This is a genomic window from Alistipes sp. AF48-12 (assembly GCF_003477565.1).
Taxonomy (GTDB): domain Bacteria; phylum Bacteroidota; class Bacteroidia; order Bacteroidales; family Rikenellaceae; genus Alistipes_A; species Alistipes_A hominis.
The window spans coordinates 93,072-110,684 of record NZ_QUDJ01000001.1 but is presented as its reverse complement, the minus strand read 5'-3'; the positions used below and the strand labels follow the sequence as shown (position 1 = coordinate 110,684).

Sequence of the window (17,613 nt, the reverse complement as noted above, 5' to 3'; positions counted from 1 at the left end):
AAAGTACGGTAAAGCCCAGTATGACGAAAAAACAGGGTTTTAAGATAATCTGTACCCGACTATGGAACAGAACCGGAACATCAATCTGTGGGAAATTGTCATAACCCGCATAAAGAAAGGATAGCGGTTTCTGAAAAACAGCCCCTGAGAAGATTGGCGTATCAGTTGAATACGGCTATCCCATTTCTCGATGTCGCGGCCATTGTCAAGCCCCCAGTTGAAACGTGCCGAAACTTTTTTGACGGTATCATGCTTGTTCTGATTCTTAACCGATAATGTCCCGCACAGGTCAAACCATATCTCGCAGCCGGGAAAGTGTTTCAGCAGTTTTTGAAACAGGGATTTGATTTCGTCCTCCCGGAAATACATTACCACACCCTCGGCAATAAAAAGAAATTCAGCCTCCGGATTCGCGGATTTCAGTTCCGCCATCCACTTTTCGTCAAACATTGAACCGGGGACATACGTTTCATTCTCTGCCGGAGGCAAAAGTCTGTCACGGGCAGCGATTACTTCGGGAAGGTCAAGACTGTAATACCTTGCAGAAGATTCTATTGTTGTACGTTGTGTACGGGCATCAAATCCACACCCAAGATTGACAATGATCGGATTGACGTGTGATTTCACATAATCGCGAACCACATTGTCGAGATACCAGGCACGGACATTGCACCCTACTTCGCTGAGGACTGCACCGTCGAACTTTGAATAGTCGTATGGTATCTGCTCAACCAGTCTTTCAGCGACAGGGTCGCGGATGATAGCCTTTTCTCCGCGACGGCTTTCTTTGGCCCGCATATATAGCGGAATAAGGAGCGTTTCAGAAACGGTGTCTGCGAAAAATGTGCTGTTCATTCTTTTTGTCCTTGTTTTGTCAGTTTCCAAGACATTACACAGAGAATGGCGCTGACGATTAGAATAACCGGCAGCAAGGGAAGCTGTACGATGGAAAAATCCGTGAACAGTTCACAGGTGTGGAACAGGTTGAACAACAGAATGAAGGTGGCGAGCAAGCCGTTCAGAATGTTCCATGAGCGGGTTTTCCCATATAGGGATAACAGAATACCGCATACAGGGACAAGATAGCTTATCGACATCATGAATGTAAGCAGTCCTTCGGGAGCATGCCCCGTTTCGCTTATGGCAATGGCCTCATTCCAGAAAAGCGGCATGAGATCGGCAAGCGAATGTAGAGTCAGGCCACACATGACGGCCACCCACAGGATAGCGATTTTGGTATGGCGGCCTGTCCGATTGATGATGTTTTTATCTTCCATTGTAATGATTTGTTAGTAAATTCAAAGTTATACAGGGAAAACAAGGAATGAAATACCCAAAAGTGATGAAATTTAAGCGGCAGAGTAAAAAAACCACCGAAAGCACGGTGAGGTTGGCGAAGTAGTTCTGTTCGGGACGTGTGTCCGATGTGATATGGAATCGTCTTTTCATCCCGTCGCCTACTTAGTCTTATCCGCCAGTCGTAGCGACCTTCAGCCACATCGCCAATTTTCTTATAGGCGCGGTCTGTCTGTAATTCGGTCTGCTTTCCCTTGTCACGGGCAAAGTTCACAAGCCAGTTTCCTTATTTCAGCTTCCGCCTGTTTGGTAAACGGATTCTGCAGCCGTTCTTTCTCCTTTGGCAAGGATGCTTCCAATTTCCGATTCCGGTTCTTGATTTCTGCATATCTGCCGCGCCCTGCGATGTTGGCAAGCCCCGACAGTATGGTGTTGCCGCTTTCCCTGTCAGCCCAGCTGCCCTTCCCGGCAATCTCCTCGTCAAGTTTCGCGCGAGTGCGCTCTTGGGCGCGGTTCTCGATGTCGAGCCATTCAGTCTCAGTCCTCGCCTTCTCCATTTCTGCGACGGCTGTTTCCCGTCCCGCCTCCGCCTGTAACCTACACTACCTAATCTCCGTTAGAAATAGAGTTTTACCCCCATTCCCGGAACAAATGCAAATTTCTCCAGATCGGAACTGATTGTGTAAATGCCCGTGGGCTTTACGTATAGGTTGAACATCTCTGTGATGATGAACTCCACCTGGTACCGATAAATAAAATTAAAGGAAGAGGCTAAACAGTAAAAAAATTCTCTGAAAATTGAAAATCCAAAAGAAATCTCCATGAAGAGTACAAACAAAAAGAGGGCGACTAAAATTTTTTGGTCGCCATCTTTAACAGCTCATACAATGTCTGCCGAATGGATCGTTTCGATCCTCGTTAGGAGATCGGATTATTCGAAGGATTCTCGTATAGGGACGAAATAAAATCCTTCAAGAGTATACCTTATGAAAGAATTAATTAACGTCGGATCAGTTGTTTGACATTGAAAGCCGACGTAAGAAACAGAAAACAGAACCGTTGCCTTTTCGTTACATCGACCTAATTATAAGAAGGTAACAGTCCGATTTTACAGACTGTTACATTGATTTAAAGACGTTCTATTTCGTGGGTTTTCGCTTTGCGGGGCAGCGGTTTGTTTTTACAAAATAATCGCTACCTTCGCACAGTGGTCGAATCTGAAGGACATTGCGGTTATGAGCGGAAAACATACGAAGATCGTTTGGATGGTCTGTCTGGTCGTACTGCTGTTTGCCGGTATGCGGGCTTCTTCGCGGCTCCGGCCGGGAAAAGGGTTTCGGCTGTGTATGCAATCTTATACTTTTCAACGTTTTACGCTCGAACAAGCCATGGACAAAATCTGTGAATTGGGAATAAAGTATCTGGAAATTTTTCCGGGTCAGCGTTTCGGCGGTTACCAGTCCGTCGAGTATGAATGCAATTGGGAAGATTCGGTTCCCGATATCCGGGAATGAATCGTCCGTTTTCGCCGTATTTGCGATAGACTTTAACCGATTTTAAGTGGAAAAGATGAAAATAAAACTGTTTACGATACCCAATATCCTGACGCTTTGTAATTTGCTGTCGGGATGTGCCGCGGCGGTTTTCGCGCTGTGCGTGAACGACCTGCAGTGGGCTTTCTGGTGCGTGGTTGTCGCGGCCGTGTTCGATTTTCTGGACGGTTTCGTGGCGCGTCTTTTGAAATCCCATTCGGCGATCGGCAAGGAACTCGATTCGCTGGCCGATATGGTGAGTTTCGGGTTCGCTCCCGCTGCCGTATTGTATACGATGTATGCGATGACCGGCGGTAGCGACGTCTGGGGTTTCGCCGTGTTCGTCGTGGCGGCCTTTTCGGCCCTGCGTCTGGCGAAGTTCAACCTGGACGAGAATCAGACCACCCAGTTCATCGGCCTGCCGACGCCCGCCTGCGCCTTGTTTTTCGTGTCGGCCGGCTATCTGATGCAGGCGGGGGCTTTTACGGCTCCGGCCTGGGTGATGATCGCCGCCGCAGTCGTTTTTGCGGGTCTGCTGGTATGCAACGTGCCGATGTTCGCCCTTAAATTCACCCATTACCGTTTCGCCGGCAACCGGGTGCGCTACGTATTCGCACTGTGTTCGTTGGCGGCTCTGTGCGCAGCGGGGATTGCGGCGATTCCGTTTATCATTCTGGCTTATATCGTCGTTTCCGTATCGGTGTATGCGTTCCGGACGCAGCGGTAAGCGACCGTCTTCGGATTGCATGAAATTTGCATGTGTAATATTTTTGCTACCTTTGCCGTTATTTCGGGAGGTAATTGCCTGCGACTGATGTTTGGAATATCAAAAGGGTATGCGTTAAAAGTGTTATTCGGGACGGTTTTTGTTCTGAACATTTGTGTCGCATCGGCGCAACGGCCGATTACTTCGAACCAGAACCGCAATCAGTACGGGACTCTTCCCGGACTTAATAACCAAAATCAGAACCAGATGCAGTACGGCAGCATCGGCGGGGTACAGGACAACGACGCCCCCGAAGAGGAGGCCGATACCACCAAAAAACCGCCCAAGATCCGCAAGCCGCTGGAATCCTATTTTTTCAACGATTCGATCCGCGCCCGGCAGAGTTTCGCGTGGAACGTGAACCTCGAGCGAAACGATATCGATATCATCGACGTGGACACTGCGCTGGTCGGTTTCCAGAACGAGTATCCTTACCTCCAGAACAACGTGGGCTCGGCCTACCTGGGCAACTTGGGCGCCGCCTCCGTGCCGCTCGACTATTTCCTTCGTCCGCAGTACCGCAACTTCAGTTTCGCCCAATCTTTCGATGCCTACCTGTTCACTCCGCGACGGGTGCGTTATTTTAATGTCAAGAAGCCGTTTACGCATTTGTCCTATTTTATGTCCGGGCAGACCCGCCGTCTCGAAGAGAGTTTTTGGGGGGCCCATGCGCAGAACGTTTCGCCTTCGACGGGGTTCAACGTCGATTACCGCAGCCGCGGTACGCGCGGGATCTATACGTGGCAGGGTACGCGCGAGCGCAATCTGTCGCTCGCCTTTTCGCATACCGGCAAAAAGTACAGCGTTCATGCGGGCTATATTTACAACATGCAGAACGTTAAAGAGAATGGCGGTATCATGCGCGACGAGGACATTACCGATACGGTCTTTGAAATGCCCGAGTTGATTGAAGTGCGTTTGCAGGATGCCCGCAATCAGCTTAAAAACAATACTTTTTATATCGTGCAGTCTTACGGGGTGCCGTTGCGGAAACTGACCGACGAGGATTTTTCGATCGCTCAGAATTCTTCGTTTTTTATCGGCCATTCGCTGGAACTGAGCAAATTCTATAAGAAGTACACCGATACGAAGGCGAAAAGCGGCGATTTCTACGAGAACTGGTATATCAGTCCCACCCAGAGCGTCGACTCGATGTACGAGCGCGTGCTGTCGAACCGGATTTTCGTTCAGATCCAGCCGTGGGATCGGGACGGCCCCGTCGGGGTGATCAACGCCGGGATCGGCAACGACGCCCACCATTATTACCAGTTCAGCATGGAGGACTACCTGACCAACAGGAATAAGGGGGTCAACAAGAACGGGACTTTCGTATACGGTTCCGTCGAAGGAAAATTCAGGAAATATTTCAGTTGGGACGCCAATATCAAGTACCACCTGTTCGGATACCGCAGCCAGGATCTCGAGCTGGGCGGCGACGTGGCGTTCTCGGTTTACATAGCAGGCAAGCCAATCACTCTGAAAGGCAGCATCGGGCATACGATCAGTACGCCCGACTACTGGACGGAGAACTATTTCTCTAACCACTATGCGTGGAACAACTCTTTTGCGAAAGAGTCTGAAACCCGAATCTCTGCGACCCTGAGCGTCCCGTCCGTAGGACTCGAACTGGGCGCTTATCAGAGCCTTTTGAAAGACAGGATCTATTACGACGCTCAGGCGCTCCCTGCCCAGCACGGGGGCAACGTCAGCGTTTCGGGTTTGTATGCCAGAAAGGATTTCCGCATCGGCGGACTCCATTTGAACCACAGGGTATTGCTTCAGTTTAGTACAGTTCAGGAAGTTGTCCCGGTGCCTCTGGCCAGTGCTTATCTCAGTTATTTTTACGAATTCAACGTGGTGAAAAACGTGCTGCGGCTGCAGATCGGTTTGGACGGACGTTACAATACGGAGTATTATGCGTTCGGTTACAATCCTGCGACGGCGCAGTTTTACAACCAGCGTGAAAAGAAACTGGGAAATTATCCGATGATCGATGTGTTTGTCGCTGCCAAGTGGAAACGCATGCGGATTTTGGCCAAGATGCAGCATCTGAACGACAATTTGTTCGGAGACCGTAACTATTTTACGGTGCTCCATTATCCGCAGAACAAACGGGTCTTCAAAATGGGATTTTCCTGGAGCTTCTACGACTGATGCGTAAGAGCTGCCCCCGAAAACAGTTTTTATGATTTACAAATCGATTGTATCGTGTAAGTTATTTTTGTTCTTCAGTTTATTGATCCTTACCGCCTGCGGCGAACAGCGGCAGGCCGAACTCCCCGAACGGGTACGGCTGACGGTCGCTATGGACGACGACATGCCCGGCTACTTCGTGTTCGGCGGGGAAAATTACGGTTACCAGTACGATCTGTTCAAGCTTATGCCGATTACCGGGGGCTTGAATTGCAGGTTGTGCAAGGTCTTTCCGCATCCGAGCGTTCGGAAAAGCTGGCGCTCGGCGAGTTGGATTTCGTGACCGCGCTTACGGCTCGAATCGCTGCGGCGGAAGTCCCCGCCTCGGTTCCTATTTACAACACATCCTATGTTTTGCTGGCCGATAAGTCCCGCGCTGCCGCGGCGCGCAAGGCGAAACATTTCAACCTCTCGTCTTTCGTCGGCGACGGACGGGTGCTGATCTCCTCGGGTTTTAAAAAATCGAAAACGTACGGCATGTTGCTCGATTCCCTCTCGTCGGCTGCGATTTACGTATCGTCCCGCAACAGTTTCGAAATGCTCGAGGCGCTCGGCGACGGACAGTACGACTACCTGATCTGCGAAATGAGCGAAGCCCAGCTCGGATGCGCGCTGTCCAAAAACGTCGAGCAAGTCTATACTTTCGCCGAGCCGGTTTCGCTGAGCGCGGTCGTTTCGCCGCGGGATGAAGGGTTGCGGCAGGATTTCGAAGCGTGGCTGAACCGTTTCCGCAACAGCGAGGAGTACGCCATGCTGAACTACCTCTATTTCGAAAAAGGGATCGTCCGTCAGGTGGTGGGCCGCGGGCTGGCTTCGTCCCGCGCCGGCGGAATTTCGGCCTTCGACAAACTTTTCAAGGAGATTTGCGAGAAAGAGGGCTACGACTGGCGTTTCGTCGCGGCGATCGCTTACAACGAATCCCGTTTCAATCCGTTCCTGGTGTCGAGCCGCGGCGCGCAGGGCCTGATGCAGATCATGCCGCGGGTGGCCAGGCAGTTCGACGTGCAGGGCAATGTGATGGATCCGGAAAACAATGTGCTGCTGGCGGTGAAGATATTGGGAAAGATCGAGAAGTCGCTGCGTTTCGCTCCCGGAACATCCGAAATGGATCGGATGAAAATCGTTCTGGCGTGTTACAACGGCGGGATCGGCCATGTGACCGATGCGCGGAATCTGGCCCGGAAATACGGCGCGAATCCCGATTCGTGGAACGATGTTTCGGAGTACCTGACCTTGAAGTCCGATCCGCAGTATGCCCGCGACGAAGTGGTGCGCAACGGTCGTTTCGTCGGCCGGCAGACGCTCGCATTCGTCCGCGACGTGATCAGCCGTTATTCGGTCTATTGCCGGAACGTCTCGCGGTAGCGTCCCGTACTGCCGGGTTATGGCTTGTTTAAATTCGGCCGGCGCTGTTTCTTGCGTCGCCGAATCGGTTTTATACGGCGGATCGGTTCATGCCGTATTTGAAAGAGACCGGGCCGGTTTGCGGGAATCCCGTACTCCCGTCGCCGCATTGCTTCCCCGCCGTTTTTCGGGCCGTAATCCGCCGATTTGTAGAATGTCGATAGCTGTTAATGCATTGAATTAAAGCGTTCTGTATTCGATAAAATGGCGGATGCGCTTGTCCGGATTCAGCTTGGTCCGATTTTATCTGACTGTTTTGGTTACTTTCTTTCTTTCCGCGAAACGCTGCGACTTTTCCCTGCTTTTTTTGCTGTCCAGAAAGAAGATCAGCGCGAGGGCCGACAGGATATCGACGAACAATAACACATTGATGTTGACAATCGGGGCCAGCAGAAAATTGGCGATGATATAGACGATCTGGATGCACAGGATGAGCCAGAAACTTTGCCGCTGGGAACATCCGATTTGCAGGAATTTATGATGAATGTGATTTTTGTCGGGACAGAACGGGGAGTGCCCGAGACAGATTCGTTGGATGAACAGCCGGGTCGTGTCGAACAGCGGGATGAAGATAATGCTCATCAGCGTTACCAGGGTCAGCTGCGAATTTCCCGTGCCGTTGTTCGCGGAAGCCAGTTGCAACAGCAGGAATGCCGTGATGTAGCCGAGCGTCAGCGACCCGCAGTCGCCCATGAACACTTTCAGCCTTTTGCCGAAGTAGTTGTACCGGAAAAACGCGGCGACCACTCCGACGGTGGACGCGGACAGCAGCGCCAGCATCGGGTTGCCGCTGTGCACCAGCAGTACGGTCAGCGTCAGTAGGGTTACGATGCTCAGCCCCGAGCAAAGCCCGTCCATCCCGTCGATCAGGTTGAAGGCGTTGATAACGACCATGACGATGAGTACGGTCAGCGGCGTCGACATCCAGTCCGGTATGGCGTATATTCCGAAAATTCCTTCCAGGTTGACGATGCGTCCCGCCGGCAATACCAATAGCAGTGCGACGAACAGTTGTACGAGCAGTTTGTATTTGTAAGTCAGGCCGATGATGTCGTCCCAGAGTCCTACGGCGGCGATTGTGATCAGTCCCGTGAAGAAATAGAAAATGGTTTCCTGGTAAATGGTTTCGACGTCCGGCATTCCGTTTCCGCCTATGGTGCATTGTATGCCCCGGATCAGAAAGTAGGCGATCAGCATACCCGGCAGGAACGACACGCCCCCGAGCCGCGGAATCTGCTGCGTATGGATCTTACGCGGATTCGGCGTATCGAAGATGCGCTTTCTTTTGGCGATTAGTATGATGCGGGGGATAGCGACCCGCCCGATCATAAAACTAATGCATGCGCCGGCGATTAAATAAAACAAAGTCGGATTCATAAAGTTGTTTGGTTGTGATAAAGGTAGGCATTTCTCTGTTCGGAACAAAATTATCCGAGCAGGTTGTCTTGATGTTTTTTTTCCCGGAAAAGCGACCGATTATCTTAATCGGTTAGGAAGTTATGAATTATAATCGAGCGTCGGTTTACGATGTTTGTTTCGTATTCGGAATATTCAGGCGAAGTTTTTTTTCAAGGGCGAAGAGTACGTTCTCGCTGCTGTTGCGTCCCGCCATGACGCTGCATACGTAATCTCTTCCCCAACCGTTTTCGCGTGCGACTTCGGCATAGACTCCCCGATGGCGTGCGGCTTCCGAACGAATAGCCGCAATACGCTCCTCTTTTCGTTCAATTCTTTTTTTCATAATCGGCAATATTTGATACCTTTGTTGTAGTAATACGCAAAAATACCCAATTTTTTTGACATAAAAAACAATATTGTCAATTATTTATGTCACCACGATGGATTTAAAAGGGCGGATTAAAATACTGAGTGTGCATTTGGGACTATCCATCCGGGAATTTGAACGCGAGTGCGGATGAAACGGGGGAATATTTCCAACATGACAGGCGCTCTGGGGTCGGACAAGTTGTCGAAGATTATCCAGCGTTTCCCGAGCATCGACCTGTACTGGCTGTTGACCGGGCGGGGGAATATTTTCCGGGACGCTTCCGACGCCGGCGGCAAAACGAACTGCGAGGACGAAGACTTGCCGCTGGTGATCGACAGCATGGTGTCCAACCTGACCAATTATACGGAATTGCAGTTGCGCCAGTTGAAATTGCTGCAAAAACTGATCGATCAGAATAAAAAAGAGCGCGATCCTTTGCAGAATCGATAAAAAACGGTACTTTTGCACCCTACTTACTTCAGTAGGTTGTGTAAAACCAATTAAAAATTACAAAATGCCTGTAAAAATCAGATTAGCACGCCGCGGTAAAAAGGGTTATCCTTTCTACCACATTGTCGTTGCCGACAGCAGGGCGCCACGTGATGGTAAATTCATTGAGAATATTGGGTCGTATAATCCCAATACCAATCCTGCCACAATCACACTCAACTTTGACCAAGCATTGGCATGGTTGCAGAAGGGCGCTCAACCTACCGACACCTGTAGGGCGATTCTTTCCTACAAAGGGGTCATGTACAAGAAACATTTGCTGGGAGGCGTCAGCAAAGGTGCGTTCAGCGCCGAAGTGGCCGATGCCCGTTTTGCCCAGTGGATGGAACAGAAAGCCGAAAAGATCGCAGCTAAGGAGTCCAAACTCAGCGGAGACAAAGTAGCCGATAAGAAAGCCCGGTTAGAAGCGGAAAAGAAAGTGAAGGAAGCCCGTGCCGAAGCCGTTGCCGCCAAGAAAGCGGAAATCGCCGCCGCCGCTGCTGCCGCTGCCGCCGAGTCGACCGAGGCCGAGACCGAAGCGCCTGCCGAAGAACCGGCTGCCGAAGCCTGATTTTTTGCCCGATGCAGGAGCGACGTAAAACGGCGGTCGGCCGTATCGCCAAGTCTTTCGGACTTTCGGGCGAGTTGATGGTCAGTCTGTTCGATACGTTTCCTGCCGATTTTGATACGAAGGAACCGCTTTTTGTCGTGATCGACAAACTGGCGGTTCCTCTTTTTTGCGACCGTTTCGAGCGTCGCGGAAGGCGTAGCGCGCTGGTCGTATTTTCCGATTTCTATTCCGAGAAACGCACGGACGAGTTGATCGGCTGCGAACTTTTCCTGGAGGGGGAGGAGGATGTGCCGGATGGAGAACCGCTGGATCCGGATGCCGATGAATTTTATCCGGAAGACTTGGTCGGATTCGGCGTAATGGTTGATGAGGCCGGGGAGGGGATCGTGACCGGATTTATCGACGGGGAGAATCCGCTGTTCCTGCTGTCGCTGGACGGAAAGTCCGTTTACGTTCCCGTCGCCGACGAGTTTATTACCGAGATCGACGTTGCCGGGCGGAAAATCCGGATGCAACTGCCCGAAGGACTGATCGATCTGAACGATTGATATGCGAAGCGCGCCTGCCGCGCCGTCGAAACGAGTCGGGCGGTCAGCCCTTCTCCGAAACCGGTTCCTCCGGTTTTTCGGGTTCGCTCTGCGAAAGTTTTTTGAAAATCTCGCGTCCGACCCATGCGTCGGTCGCCGCGTAAAGTTGCTGTGCGGGCGTCAGTTGCTGCGCTTCCCAGTTGCTGAGACGCTGGGCTTTCGAGATACGGATGTTCAGCGTGATGGCGGCCAGCTTGCGTAGACTTTTGTCGGTAATCCCGTACCGCGGGGCTATGTTCTGCAATTCCACGAATTTTTTTGGAGGAAACCGGTGCCACGAACGCAGCATCCGGACGTCTTCGTATACGGCGACGCCGACTTTGGCGATCCGGTCGGAAGAGAGTACGCGTTGTACGGATTCGGGCAGCCCGATCAGGTTCAGCCGGAACAAGAAGGCTTTGTCGTCGGCCGAGAGTTGTAGCAGCGCCACCTTGTTGAAATGTCCTTTCGTGAACGACGGCCGGGTCTCCGTATCGAATCCGATCAACGGGAAGCGGCTCAGGTATTCGCAGGCAGCCTCCGCCGCTTCCGGAGTATCGACGACGACGATTTCCCCGGGGAATGCCCCTATCGACAGTTGGTTGATCGCTTCGTTGGTTATGCTTTCCGCGTAAATTTTTCCCATCGGCCGCAAATTTACGGATTTATCCGAAGTTTCCCGTCACTTTCCTCGATTATTTTCTTTTCCCGGAGCAGGACGGTCACGCACTCCAGGATATGACGGATGTCGCGGCGTATCTGCGCTGCGAGCGACCGCACGTCGGCCGGCCCGTCGGACAGCCGGGAGAGGATTTCCCGTTGCAGGGCCTGTTGTCCGGGTGTATCCGTCCCCCTTTTTTTCTGTTCCAGGCAACGGTCGCACGTGCCGCACGGGACTGCATCCGTTTCTCCGAAATAACGCTGTATCAATACGCTGCGGCACTCCGCCGGGTCGGTGGCGTAACGGAACATGCTGTCGAGCCGTTTTTCGGCCACGGCTTTGCGCCGGGCGTAGCTTTCCGGCGAGATCCGGACGTTGGCCACCGGCAAACGCTCTTCGGAAAGGATCAGCATCGGACTTCTTCCGCCCGGAATGTAGCGGATGATGTGCAACTGCCACAATTTCTTAAAAAGTTCGTGCAGACGGGCCACGGTGTATCCCGACAGATGCGCCAGTTCGTCCTCGTCGATCGCGGCGAAGTCGCTGAAAAGTCCCGTGTAACGGCGCAGCAGCACGGTGATCAGGTGGTCGAGTTCCTTGCGGTCGACGCGGATCCGGTAGAGTTCGTCGCGCGGCACGACGAACCGGATCCGCGGCGGGTTATCCGACTCGTCGGTCAGGATCAGGTAGCCGTTCGTCTGTAGGATTTTGATGGCGTTGAGCGCTGTCGGGACGAAAAAGCGGAATCGCGCGGCGAATTCGTAGACGTTGAACGGGTGGACGGTTCCCTTGCCGTCCCCTACGGCGACGGAGAGGTAGTTGAACAGCGCTTCGTATACGTTCAGGATCGTTTTTACGGGCGGAAAGTCGAGTTGCATCCGGCGCGTCGCCAGCGGGGTATCTCCCTCGGACAGCAACAGCACCGCATAAGCCTTTTTACCGTCCCGTCCGGCCCGTCCGGCTTCCTGATAATAGGCTTCCAACGAATCGCACGGGTCGTAGTGCACGACGATTCGGACGTCCGCCTTGTCGATGCCCATACCGAACGCATTGGTAGCGACCATGACCCGCAGCCGTCCCCGTATCCAGTCGTCCTGCCGCGCTGTCCGCATCAGGTATCCCATGCCGCCGTGGTAGAATCCGGCCGTTATGCCGTTTTCGTTCAGGAATCCGGCGATGGTTTCCGTCTTTTCGCGGGTGCGTACGTAGACGATGCCCGTTCCCGGAACGTTGTTCAGGATGCGCAGCAGGTGCTCGTGTTTGTCTTCTGTGTTGCGCACTACGTAACACAGGTTGCTGCGCGCGAAACTCGTCCGCAGGACGTGCGGTTCGCTGAATTTCAGTTGTTGCATGATGTCTTCGGCCACTTCCGGCGTCGCCGACGCGGTCAGCGCCAGCACCGGTATTTCGGGCTGCAACTCCCTCAGCCGGGCGATCCGCAGGTAAGACGGGCGGAAGTCGTATCCCCACTGCGAGATGCAGTGGGCTTCGTCGACGGCCAGCAGCGACACCCGCATTTTGGCGAAACGCGTCCGGAACAATTCGCTGTCGATGCGTTCCGGCGCAATGTACAGGAATTTCACGTCGCCGTAGACGCAGTTGTCGAGAATCCGGTCGATGTCGCGCGGTTGCATACCCGAATGAATCGACTCGGCGAGGATGCGCCGGCGGCGCAGTTGGTCGATCTGATCTTTCATCAGCGCGATCAGCGGCGTCACGACGATGCACACCCCGTCCAAAGCGAGGCCCGGCACCTGGTAGATGACCGATTTCCCGCCTCCGGTAGGCATCAGCACCAACGTATCCCGACCTGCGCAGACCGATTCGATCGTTTCGAGCTGTAACGGACGGAAATCGTCGTACCCCCAGTATCGTTTCAGTATTTGGCGCAGCGTTCGGTCATCGGCGGGCCGGGATTCCTACGGTCTGCCCCAGTGCGATATGCTGCGACGATTTCAATCCGAGCGCTTTGGCGACCTCTTCGCGGTTGACCGTCGAGTGAACCACCACGGCCAGCCCTTCGGAAGCCCCGTACAGGTAGACGTTTTGCGCGATCAGTCCGGCGTCGATACCGGCGGTGACGGCGTTGCCCTGCATGTCGCCCTGCGTCATCCGCATGTAGTCGGCCACGAAGATCAGGATCCAGTCCCCGGTGCGGGTGTACTCCTGGCTGTTGACCTTGCCGCGCAGATCGCCTTCGGCGACCGGAACCAACGCGTGCGCTTCGGCGTCGTAGTGGTAAGCCCCTTTACGACCGATCAGGTAGAGGTCGATCTCCTGGCGGTTCAGCGCCGACGGCGCTGTGCGGCGGCCGTCTTCGCGGTTGATTCCCCAAGCTGCCCACAGCAGGTCGGAGAGCTGTTGCTGCGAAAGCGATTTTTCGCCGTCCATCGTGCGGTTCGTCGCACGTTTCGACAACGCCTCCATCAAAGGCATTCCTCCGGTTTTGGACGGAGCCGGAAGTTTGATGATATTGTTCTGTGCCATAGCCCATGAAGTTAATAACAGTGTCGTAAGTGTCAAAATTGCTTTTCTCATCGGATTCGGACGTTTTGTTCCTACAAATTTAATTTATTTTTTTTACCTTTACTAATGCTAAAACGAACGGACGGCGTCGGACGCGTTCGTCTTCCGTAAATTTTATAAATTGTTTTTCCATGAAAAGAATACTTGCTTTTTTGTCGCTGGTCGTTTTGTGCTGCGCCGAAGCATCCGCTCAGACGCCGCAGCCGTTGTATCCGGACGGGAAGTTCGACGGCGACAACGGACTCGACTCTTCGGTCACGGCCGATCGCGACGGCGTCCGTTTCGGCGTTGCCGTCCCGGATTATTTCCTGTTCCGTCCTGCGCCGGACAAGGCGAACGGACAGTGCGTCGTCGTCCTGCCCGGGGGCGGTTACGGTTGTGTTTGCTACCAGCGCGAGGGGATCGACGTAGCCCGCTGGCTGAACGAAAACGGAATTACGGCCGTCGTCCTGCGCTACCGGATGCCGAACGGACACAGCGAAATACCGCTGACCGATGTGCGCCGAATGTTTCGCACCGTGCGCGAAAATGCCGCCGAATGGGGAATCGACCCGTGCCAGGTCGGCGTCATGGGCTTTTCGGCGGGGGGGCATCTGGCGGCCTCGGCTCTGACGCTGTTCGAATTCAGTTACGCGCGTCCCGATTTCGGGATACTGATCTATCCGGTGATTACGATGCAGGACGGATTCTCTCACGGGGGAAGCCGCGATAACCTGATGGGCAAAGATCCGTCCGAAGATCTGATCCGGAGGTTTTCGACCGAGCGGCACATCGTTGCCGCCACGGAACATACTCCCGCCACTTCTCCGTGTTTCATCGCGCTGAGCAGCGACGACGAAGTGGTTCCGACGCGCAACAGTACGATGTTCTACGATTCGCTGTGCTCGAAAGGCGTTCCCGCCGAACTGCACGTTTATCCCACCGGTCGTCACGGTTGGATCGGCGACTTCGTCTATTGGGACGAGTACCATGCGTCGCTGTCCCGCTGGCTAAAGCAATTGCGAAAGAAAGCCGCGGCGGCCGATACCGCCTGTCCGAAACTTTCTCGGTAGCGGAGAACGGCCGTTTTGCGGATTGTAATGCCGACCGGTACGGTTCTCAGACCGGAGATTTCGATTACGTCTGCCGTTTCAGCGGGTAATGCCGGAGGCGTCCGCGCCGGACAGCGGCCGAACGGAATCGGGATTTTCCGAGTTTTCGCAAAAAATGCGGTAAACTTGGAAAATCGAAAATCTTTGTTTACATTTGTCTTATCGAAAAGGTTCTGACCCCCCGACAGGGGTCGGGATTTTTTCTTTTTGTTAACGCAAACGAATCGATGAAACCGAAGACACGATTTTATGTTTATGTGGCATTCCTGCTGCTCTCGGTGTTTTGCCTCGGGGGAAGCGTGGTGTTGTGTCTGTTCGACGGGGAGATGCGCAATTACCTGACCGTGCTGATCCTGTCGTGTTGTGCGGTAACTTTTCTTTACCTGCTGCGGCAGATGCTCAATCTGAACGATAAAGGTTGAAAAGCCGCGGCGTGAATTCCTGAAAACATTTAAACTCAATCATTATTATTATGGCATCAAACGTTGTTTATTTAACCGAAGCGGGTTTACAAAAGCTGAAAGACGAACTGGATCACCTCCGTTCGGTCGAGCGTCCTGCTATTTCCGCCGCGATCGCAGAAGCCCGCGACAAAGGCGATCTGTCGGAGAATGCAGAGTATGATGCGGCCAAAGAGGCTCAGGGCATGCTTGAGATGCGTATTGCCAAGTTGGAGGATACCGTTGCCAATGCAAGGGTGCTCGACGAATCGCGTATTGACACCAGTACCGTTCAGATTCTGAACCGCGTAACTCTTAAAAATATAACCACCGGGAAGGTCGTGGAGTACACCCTGGTTTCCGAAAACGAGGCCAACCTGAAAGAGGGCAAGTTGTCGATCGGTACCCCGATCGCACAGGCGCTGCTCGGACACAAAAAGGGCGAAGAGGTCGACGTTACCGTTCCGTCGGGCGTGCTGCGTTTCGAGATACTGAATATTTCGATCTGACCGGTTGGGTTTCCTGAATATATTTACGGATCCGGTCGATTTCGACCGGATCCGTTTTTAATTAATTTATAATCTGTTTTTTAGGGATAACCCGTTGTCCGAGATAACCGTCCTGTTTGTTGCCTGTTAAATTAATTGTCGATTTCTTTTTTGTATAACTCCCACAATTTGTCGTTGTTGATGGGCGATCCGATTAGACGTACACGATTGTTTTTATCTAAAAGTAACGTATGATAAGCGGATTCTTGAGGTAATCCGTTTGCTGAAATAAAATTAGAGATTGAATCGTAAATTACAGGAATATCCGGCAAAGCTTCACGGATGTAATGTTCAGTTAAATTTCTGTTTTTGCTCTGTACGATAAATATAAAAGACGGATTTTTATCGAGTAGTGACAATTCTTTCTTTTTCAGGAACCATTCTTCCAGCCTCCAGGAACAGCGCTCACAATCTGATGATTCGGCGAATATTACGATTTTAAAATGGGATGTATCCATCATGTCGGAGATTAGCGTATCTTTCCCATTGATGCAATAGGAATGGTTTTTAATTAAAATTTGCTTGTCGAGAATCTTGTCGAGTAATTCAGGCGCATCTGTGCGATTATTATTTACGCAGGCAAAAAGAAGTATGTTGGTTAATACGACAAAAATTATTTTCATTTCAAATGATAGGTTATCAGGACTCCGTCGCCTTTGTCCATATGTTTTTTTACTGAATCCGGTAATGTACATAATCCGTTTTTCATCTGAAAAATATAAGTCGAATAATCATAAAGTGAAAAAATCTGATTGTCGAAATAAGCCAGTGGTTTTTGCAAAAAGCGGGATGTATCTTTGATTATGTTCGTGCCCACCGCCGTTTGGCGATTCAGATCGTATATGAAAGGCTGTCCTCCGTATTTATCTTCATTGAATTGTCCGATCATATATTTGGGTGTCATGATCGGTGTTTCGCTCAGATAATGAAATCCGGATAGTCTTTCCGGGTCGTTTTTTGCCTCTAGTGGGGCTTTTCTGTTTTTGAAATCGATGTGATAAACTTTCACTGAATCCGGCGCTTTTCTGTCGAAAACGGCTATGGAATCTGAAACCAGCGTATTAAAGACGAAATATCCCTTGGAATGAGTTAAATACGAGAATCGGGATAAGACGCTACAGTCGTTTTCATTTGTCGGGAAAATGCTGTTTTTGATATTCATATCCGAATCGGTAATATATATGCGGTAAGGTTGTTGGCCGGGAGAAAGGATGGCGCCGTCGACTACAGCCCATGAAAAAATGTAATTTCCGTTATCGAAAACAGCCATATCATAAACAACAAACGGTAGAGTTTTCTTTGTGATGAAGTTCCCGTTTTGGATGTCATGTAGCAACAATTCGTGTTTAATATTGTCGATCAGGTAAATAAATTTGTCGTCTACGGTAAAATTGCGAAGTTGGATATACTCTTTCGGCCCGCGCCCCCTGTTCCCTGTTTTGTATAGAAATTTCCCGTTTCTGTCAAAAACCAGTACTTGGTTTCGGCCTATAAAATCAAAAATAAAGATTTTATCGTTTTTTACGATTAATTTATCGATTTCTCTAAAAAGACCGTCCGGATGGGCTTCCAATAAAATATATTCTACGGTGTCGATATAGTTCGCTGCGGTACTATCCTCTTGTTCGATCCAGGAAAGATTTTTTTGATCGTTTTGCGATATCGTATTTGGTTGTTGAGTACAGGCAGAGATGCTGGATAAAATTATGCAGGGTAAAATTGTCTTTATAAAATAGTTCATCATGAGATAATATTATTTATG

The 17,613-nt window shown here is 51.5% G+C and carries 21 protein-coding genes; 11 read left to right on the top strand and 10 right to left on the bottom strand.

The genetic code is table 11. The features are described 5' to 3' along the window. Window positions 1-39: 39 nt before the first annotated feature. From DW082_RS00555 to DW082_RS00545, 3 genes are all read right to left on the bottom strand, one after another. Window positions 40-855 (bottom strand): class I SAM-dependent methyltransferase, encoded by an 816-nt coding sequence (locus DW082_RS00555; protein WP_101572273.1) that lies wholly within the window; start codon window positions 853-855, stop codon window positions 40-42. Further along, the gene (locus tag DW082_RS00550) at window positions 852-1,277 is read right to left on the bottom strand and encodes a hypothetical protein (protein WP_101572275.1); all 426 of its coding nucleotides are present in this window, start codon (window positions 1,275-1,277) and stop codon (window positions 852-854) included. The genes DW082_RS00555 and DW082_RS00550 overlap by 4 nt, the downstream gene beginning before the upstream one ends. A 276-nt stretch (window positions 1,278-1,553) precedes the next feature. After that, a complete protein-coding gene (locus DW082_RS00545; RefSeq protein ID WP_101572277.1) occupies window positions 1,554-1,853 on the bottom strand; it encodes a hypothetical protein in 300 nt (99 codons plus the stop codon). A gap of 678 nt (window positions 1,854-2,531) precedes the next feature. Between DW082_RS00545 and DW082_RS00535 the strand changes: the two genes are divergently transcribed. From DW082_RS00535 to DW082_RS00520, 5 genes are all read left to right on the top strand, one after another. Next, on the top strand, window positions 2,532-2,810 hold the full coding sequence (locus DW082_RS00535; protein ID WP_101572281.1) for a hypothetical protein: 279 nt from the start codon (window positions 2,532-2,534) through the stop codon (window positions 2,808-2,810). Window positions 2,811-2,865: 55 nt separating this feature from the next. Next, window positions 2,866-3,555 carry a CDP-diacylglycerol--serine O-phosphatidyltransferase gene (pssA, locus tag DW082_RS00530; protein WP_055205252.1) on the top strand — a complete coding sequence of 230 codons (690 nt, stop codon included), beginning with the start codon at window positions 2,866-2,868 and terminating at the stop codon, window positions 3,553-3,555. A gap of 246 nt (window positions 3,556-3,801) precedes the next feature. Beyond that, window positions 3,802-5,748 (top strand): putative porin, encoded by a 1,947-nt coding sequence (locus DW082_RS00525; RefSeq protein WP_259335438.1) that lies wholly within the window; start codon window positions 3,802-3,804, stop codon window positions 5,746-5,748. A 31-nt stretch (window positions 5,749-5,779) separates the two neighbouring features. Then, window positions 5,780-6,070, top strand: a complete 291-nt coding sequence (locus DW082_RS14775) for a hypothetical protein (RefSeq protein ID WP_259335437.1) — start codon at window positions 5,780-5,782, stop codon at window positions 6,068-6,070. Next, complete coding sequence (locus tag DW082_RS00520; RefSeq protein WP_259335436.1) at window positions 6,007-7,152, top strand: transglycosylase SLT domain-containing protein; 1,146 nt, start codon at window positions 6,007-6,009, stop codon at window positions 7,150-7,152. The genes DW082_RS14775 and DW082_RS00520 overlap by 64 nt, the downstream gene beginning before the upstream one ends. A 282-nt stretch (window positions 7,153-7,434) precedes the next feature. Here DW082_RS00520 and DW082_RS00515 read toward each other — a convergent pair whose 3' ends face one another. Then, complete coding sequence (locus DW082_RS00515; protein WP_101572283.1) at window positions 7,435-8,568, bottom strand: glycosyltransferase family 4 protein; 1,134 nt, start codon at window positions 8,566-8,568, stop codon at window positions 7,435-7,437. A gap of 145 nt (window positions 8,569-8,713) precedes the next feature. Then, window positions 8,714-8,932 (bottom strand): hypothetical protein, encoded by a 219-nt coding sequence (locus DW082_RS00510; RefSeq protein ID WP_055205255.1) that lies wholly within the window; start codon window positions 8,930-8,932, stop codon window positions 8,714-8,716. Window positions 8,933-9,106: 174 nt separating this feature from the next. Here DW082_RS00510 and DW082_RS00505 point away from each other — a divergent pair, with 174 nt between their 5' ends. The 3 genes from DW082_RS00505 to rimM all read left to right on the top strand — a co-directional run bounded on the left by DW082_RS00505 (window position 9,107) and on the right by rimM (window position 10,567). Continuing rightward, complete coding sequence (locus tag DW082_RS00505) at window positions 9,107-9,409, top strand: hypothetical protein (RefSeq protein WP_118456868.1); 303 nt, start codon at window positions 9,107-9,109, stop codon at window positions 9,407-9,409. Between the two features lie 64 nt (window positions 9,410-9,473). Beyond that, window positions 9,474-10,019, top strand: coding sequence for a 30S ribosomal protein S16 (locus DW082_RS00500; RefSeq protein ID WP_081032616.1), 546 nt, complete (start codon window positions 9,474-9,476; stop codon window positions 10,017-10,019). An 11-nt stretch (window positions 10,020-10,030) separates the two neighbouring features. Then, window positions 10,031-10,567, top strand: a complete 537-nt coding sequence (gene rimM, locus DW082_RS00495) for a ribosome maturation factor RimM (RefSeq protein ID WP_055205258.1) — start codon at window positions 10,031-10,033, stop codon at window positions 10,565-10,567. 43 nt (window positions 10,568-10,610) lie between these two features. On the opposite strand, the gene DW082_RS00490 is transcribed toward rimM, so the two are convergent. Genes DW082_RS00490 through DW082_RS00480 form a run of 3 tightly spaced genes read right to left on the bottom strand, consistent with a single transcriptional unit; the run spans window position 10,611 to window position 13,733 of the window. Next, on the bottom strand, window positions 10,611-11,231 hold the full coding sequence (locus tag DW082_RS00490; RefSeq protein ID WP_055205421.1) for a 3'-5' exonuclease: 621 nt from the start codon (window positions 11,229-11,231) through the stop codon (window positions 10,611-10,613). A gap of 11 nt (window positions 11,232-11,242) precedes the next feature. Then, window positions 11,243-13,126 carry an ATP-dependent DNA helicase RecQ gene (locus tag DW082_RS00485; RefSeq protein ID WP_310648287.1) on the bottom strand — a complete coding sequence of 628 codons (1,884 nt, stop codon included), beginning with the start codon at window positions 13,124-13,126 and terminating at the stop codon, window positions 11,243-11,245. 19 nt (window positions 13,127-13,145) lie between these two features. Beyond that, window positions 13,146-13,733: a SagB/ThcOx family dehydrogenase gene (locus DW082_RS00480; RefSeq protein ID WP_259335435.1), complete on the bottom strand. Its 588-nt coding sequence runs from the start codon at window positions 13,731-13,733 to the stop codon at window positions 13,146-13,148. A gap of 170 nt (window positions 13,734-13,903) precedes the next feature. On the opposite strand from DW082_RS00480, the gene DW082_RS00475 reads away from it, so the two are divergent. The 3 genes from DW082_RS00475 (at window position 13,904) to greA (ending at window position 15,812) form a co-directional block, all read left to right on the top strand. Next, a complete protein-coding gene (locus DW082_RS00475) occupies window positions 13,904-14,824 on the top strand; it encodes an alpha/beta hydrolase (RefSeq protein ID WP_118456862.1) in 921 nt (306 codons plus the stop codon). 266 nt (window positions 14,825-15,090) lie between these two features. Continuing rightward, a complete protein-coding gene (locus tag DW082_RS00465; protein WP_055205262.1) occupies window positions 15,091-15,285 on the top strand; it encodes a hypothetical protein in 195 nt (64 codons plus the stop codon). Window positions 15,286-15,335: 50 nt separating this feature from the next. Then, window positions 15,336-15,812, top strand: coding sequence for a transcription elongation factor GreA (gene greA, locus DW082_RS00460; protein ID WP_055205263.1), 477 nt, complete (start codon window positions 15,336-15,338; stop codon window positions 15,810-15,812). A 131-nt stretch (window positions 15,813-15,943) separates the two neighbouring features. Here the strand turns inward: greA and DW082_RS00455 are convergent, their stop codons facing one another. Further along, window positions 15,944-16,474, bottom strand: coding sequence for a hypothetical protein (locus tag DW082_RS00455; RefSeq protein ID WP_118456859.1), 531 nt, complete (start codon window positions 16,472-16,474; stop codon window positions 15,944-15,946). Further along, window positions 16,471-17,595, bottom strand: coding sequence for a 6-bladed beta-propeller (locus DW082_RS00450; protein WP_118456857.1), 1,125 nt, complete (start codon window positions 17,593-17,595; stop codon window positions 16,471-16,473). The genes DW082_RS00455 and DW082_RS00450 overlap by 4 nt, the downstream gene beginning before the upstream one ends. Window positions 17,596-17,613: the final 18 nt, after the last annotated feature.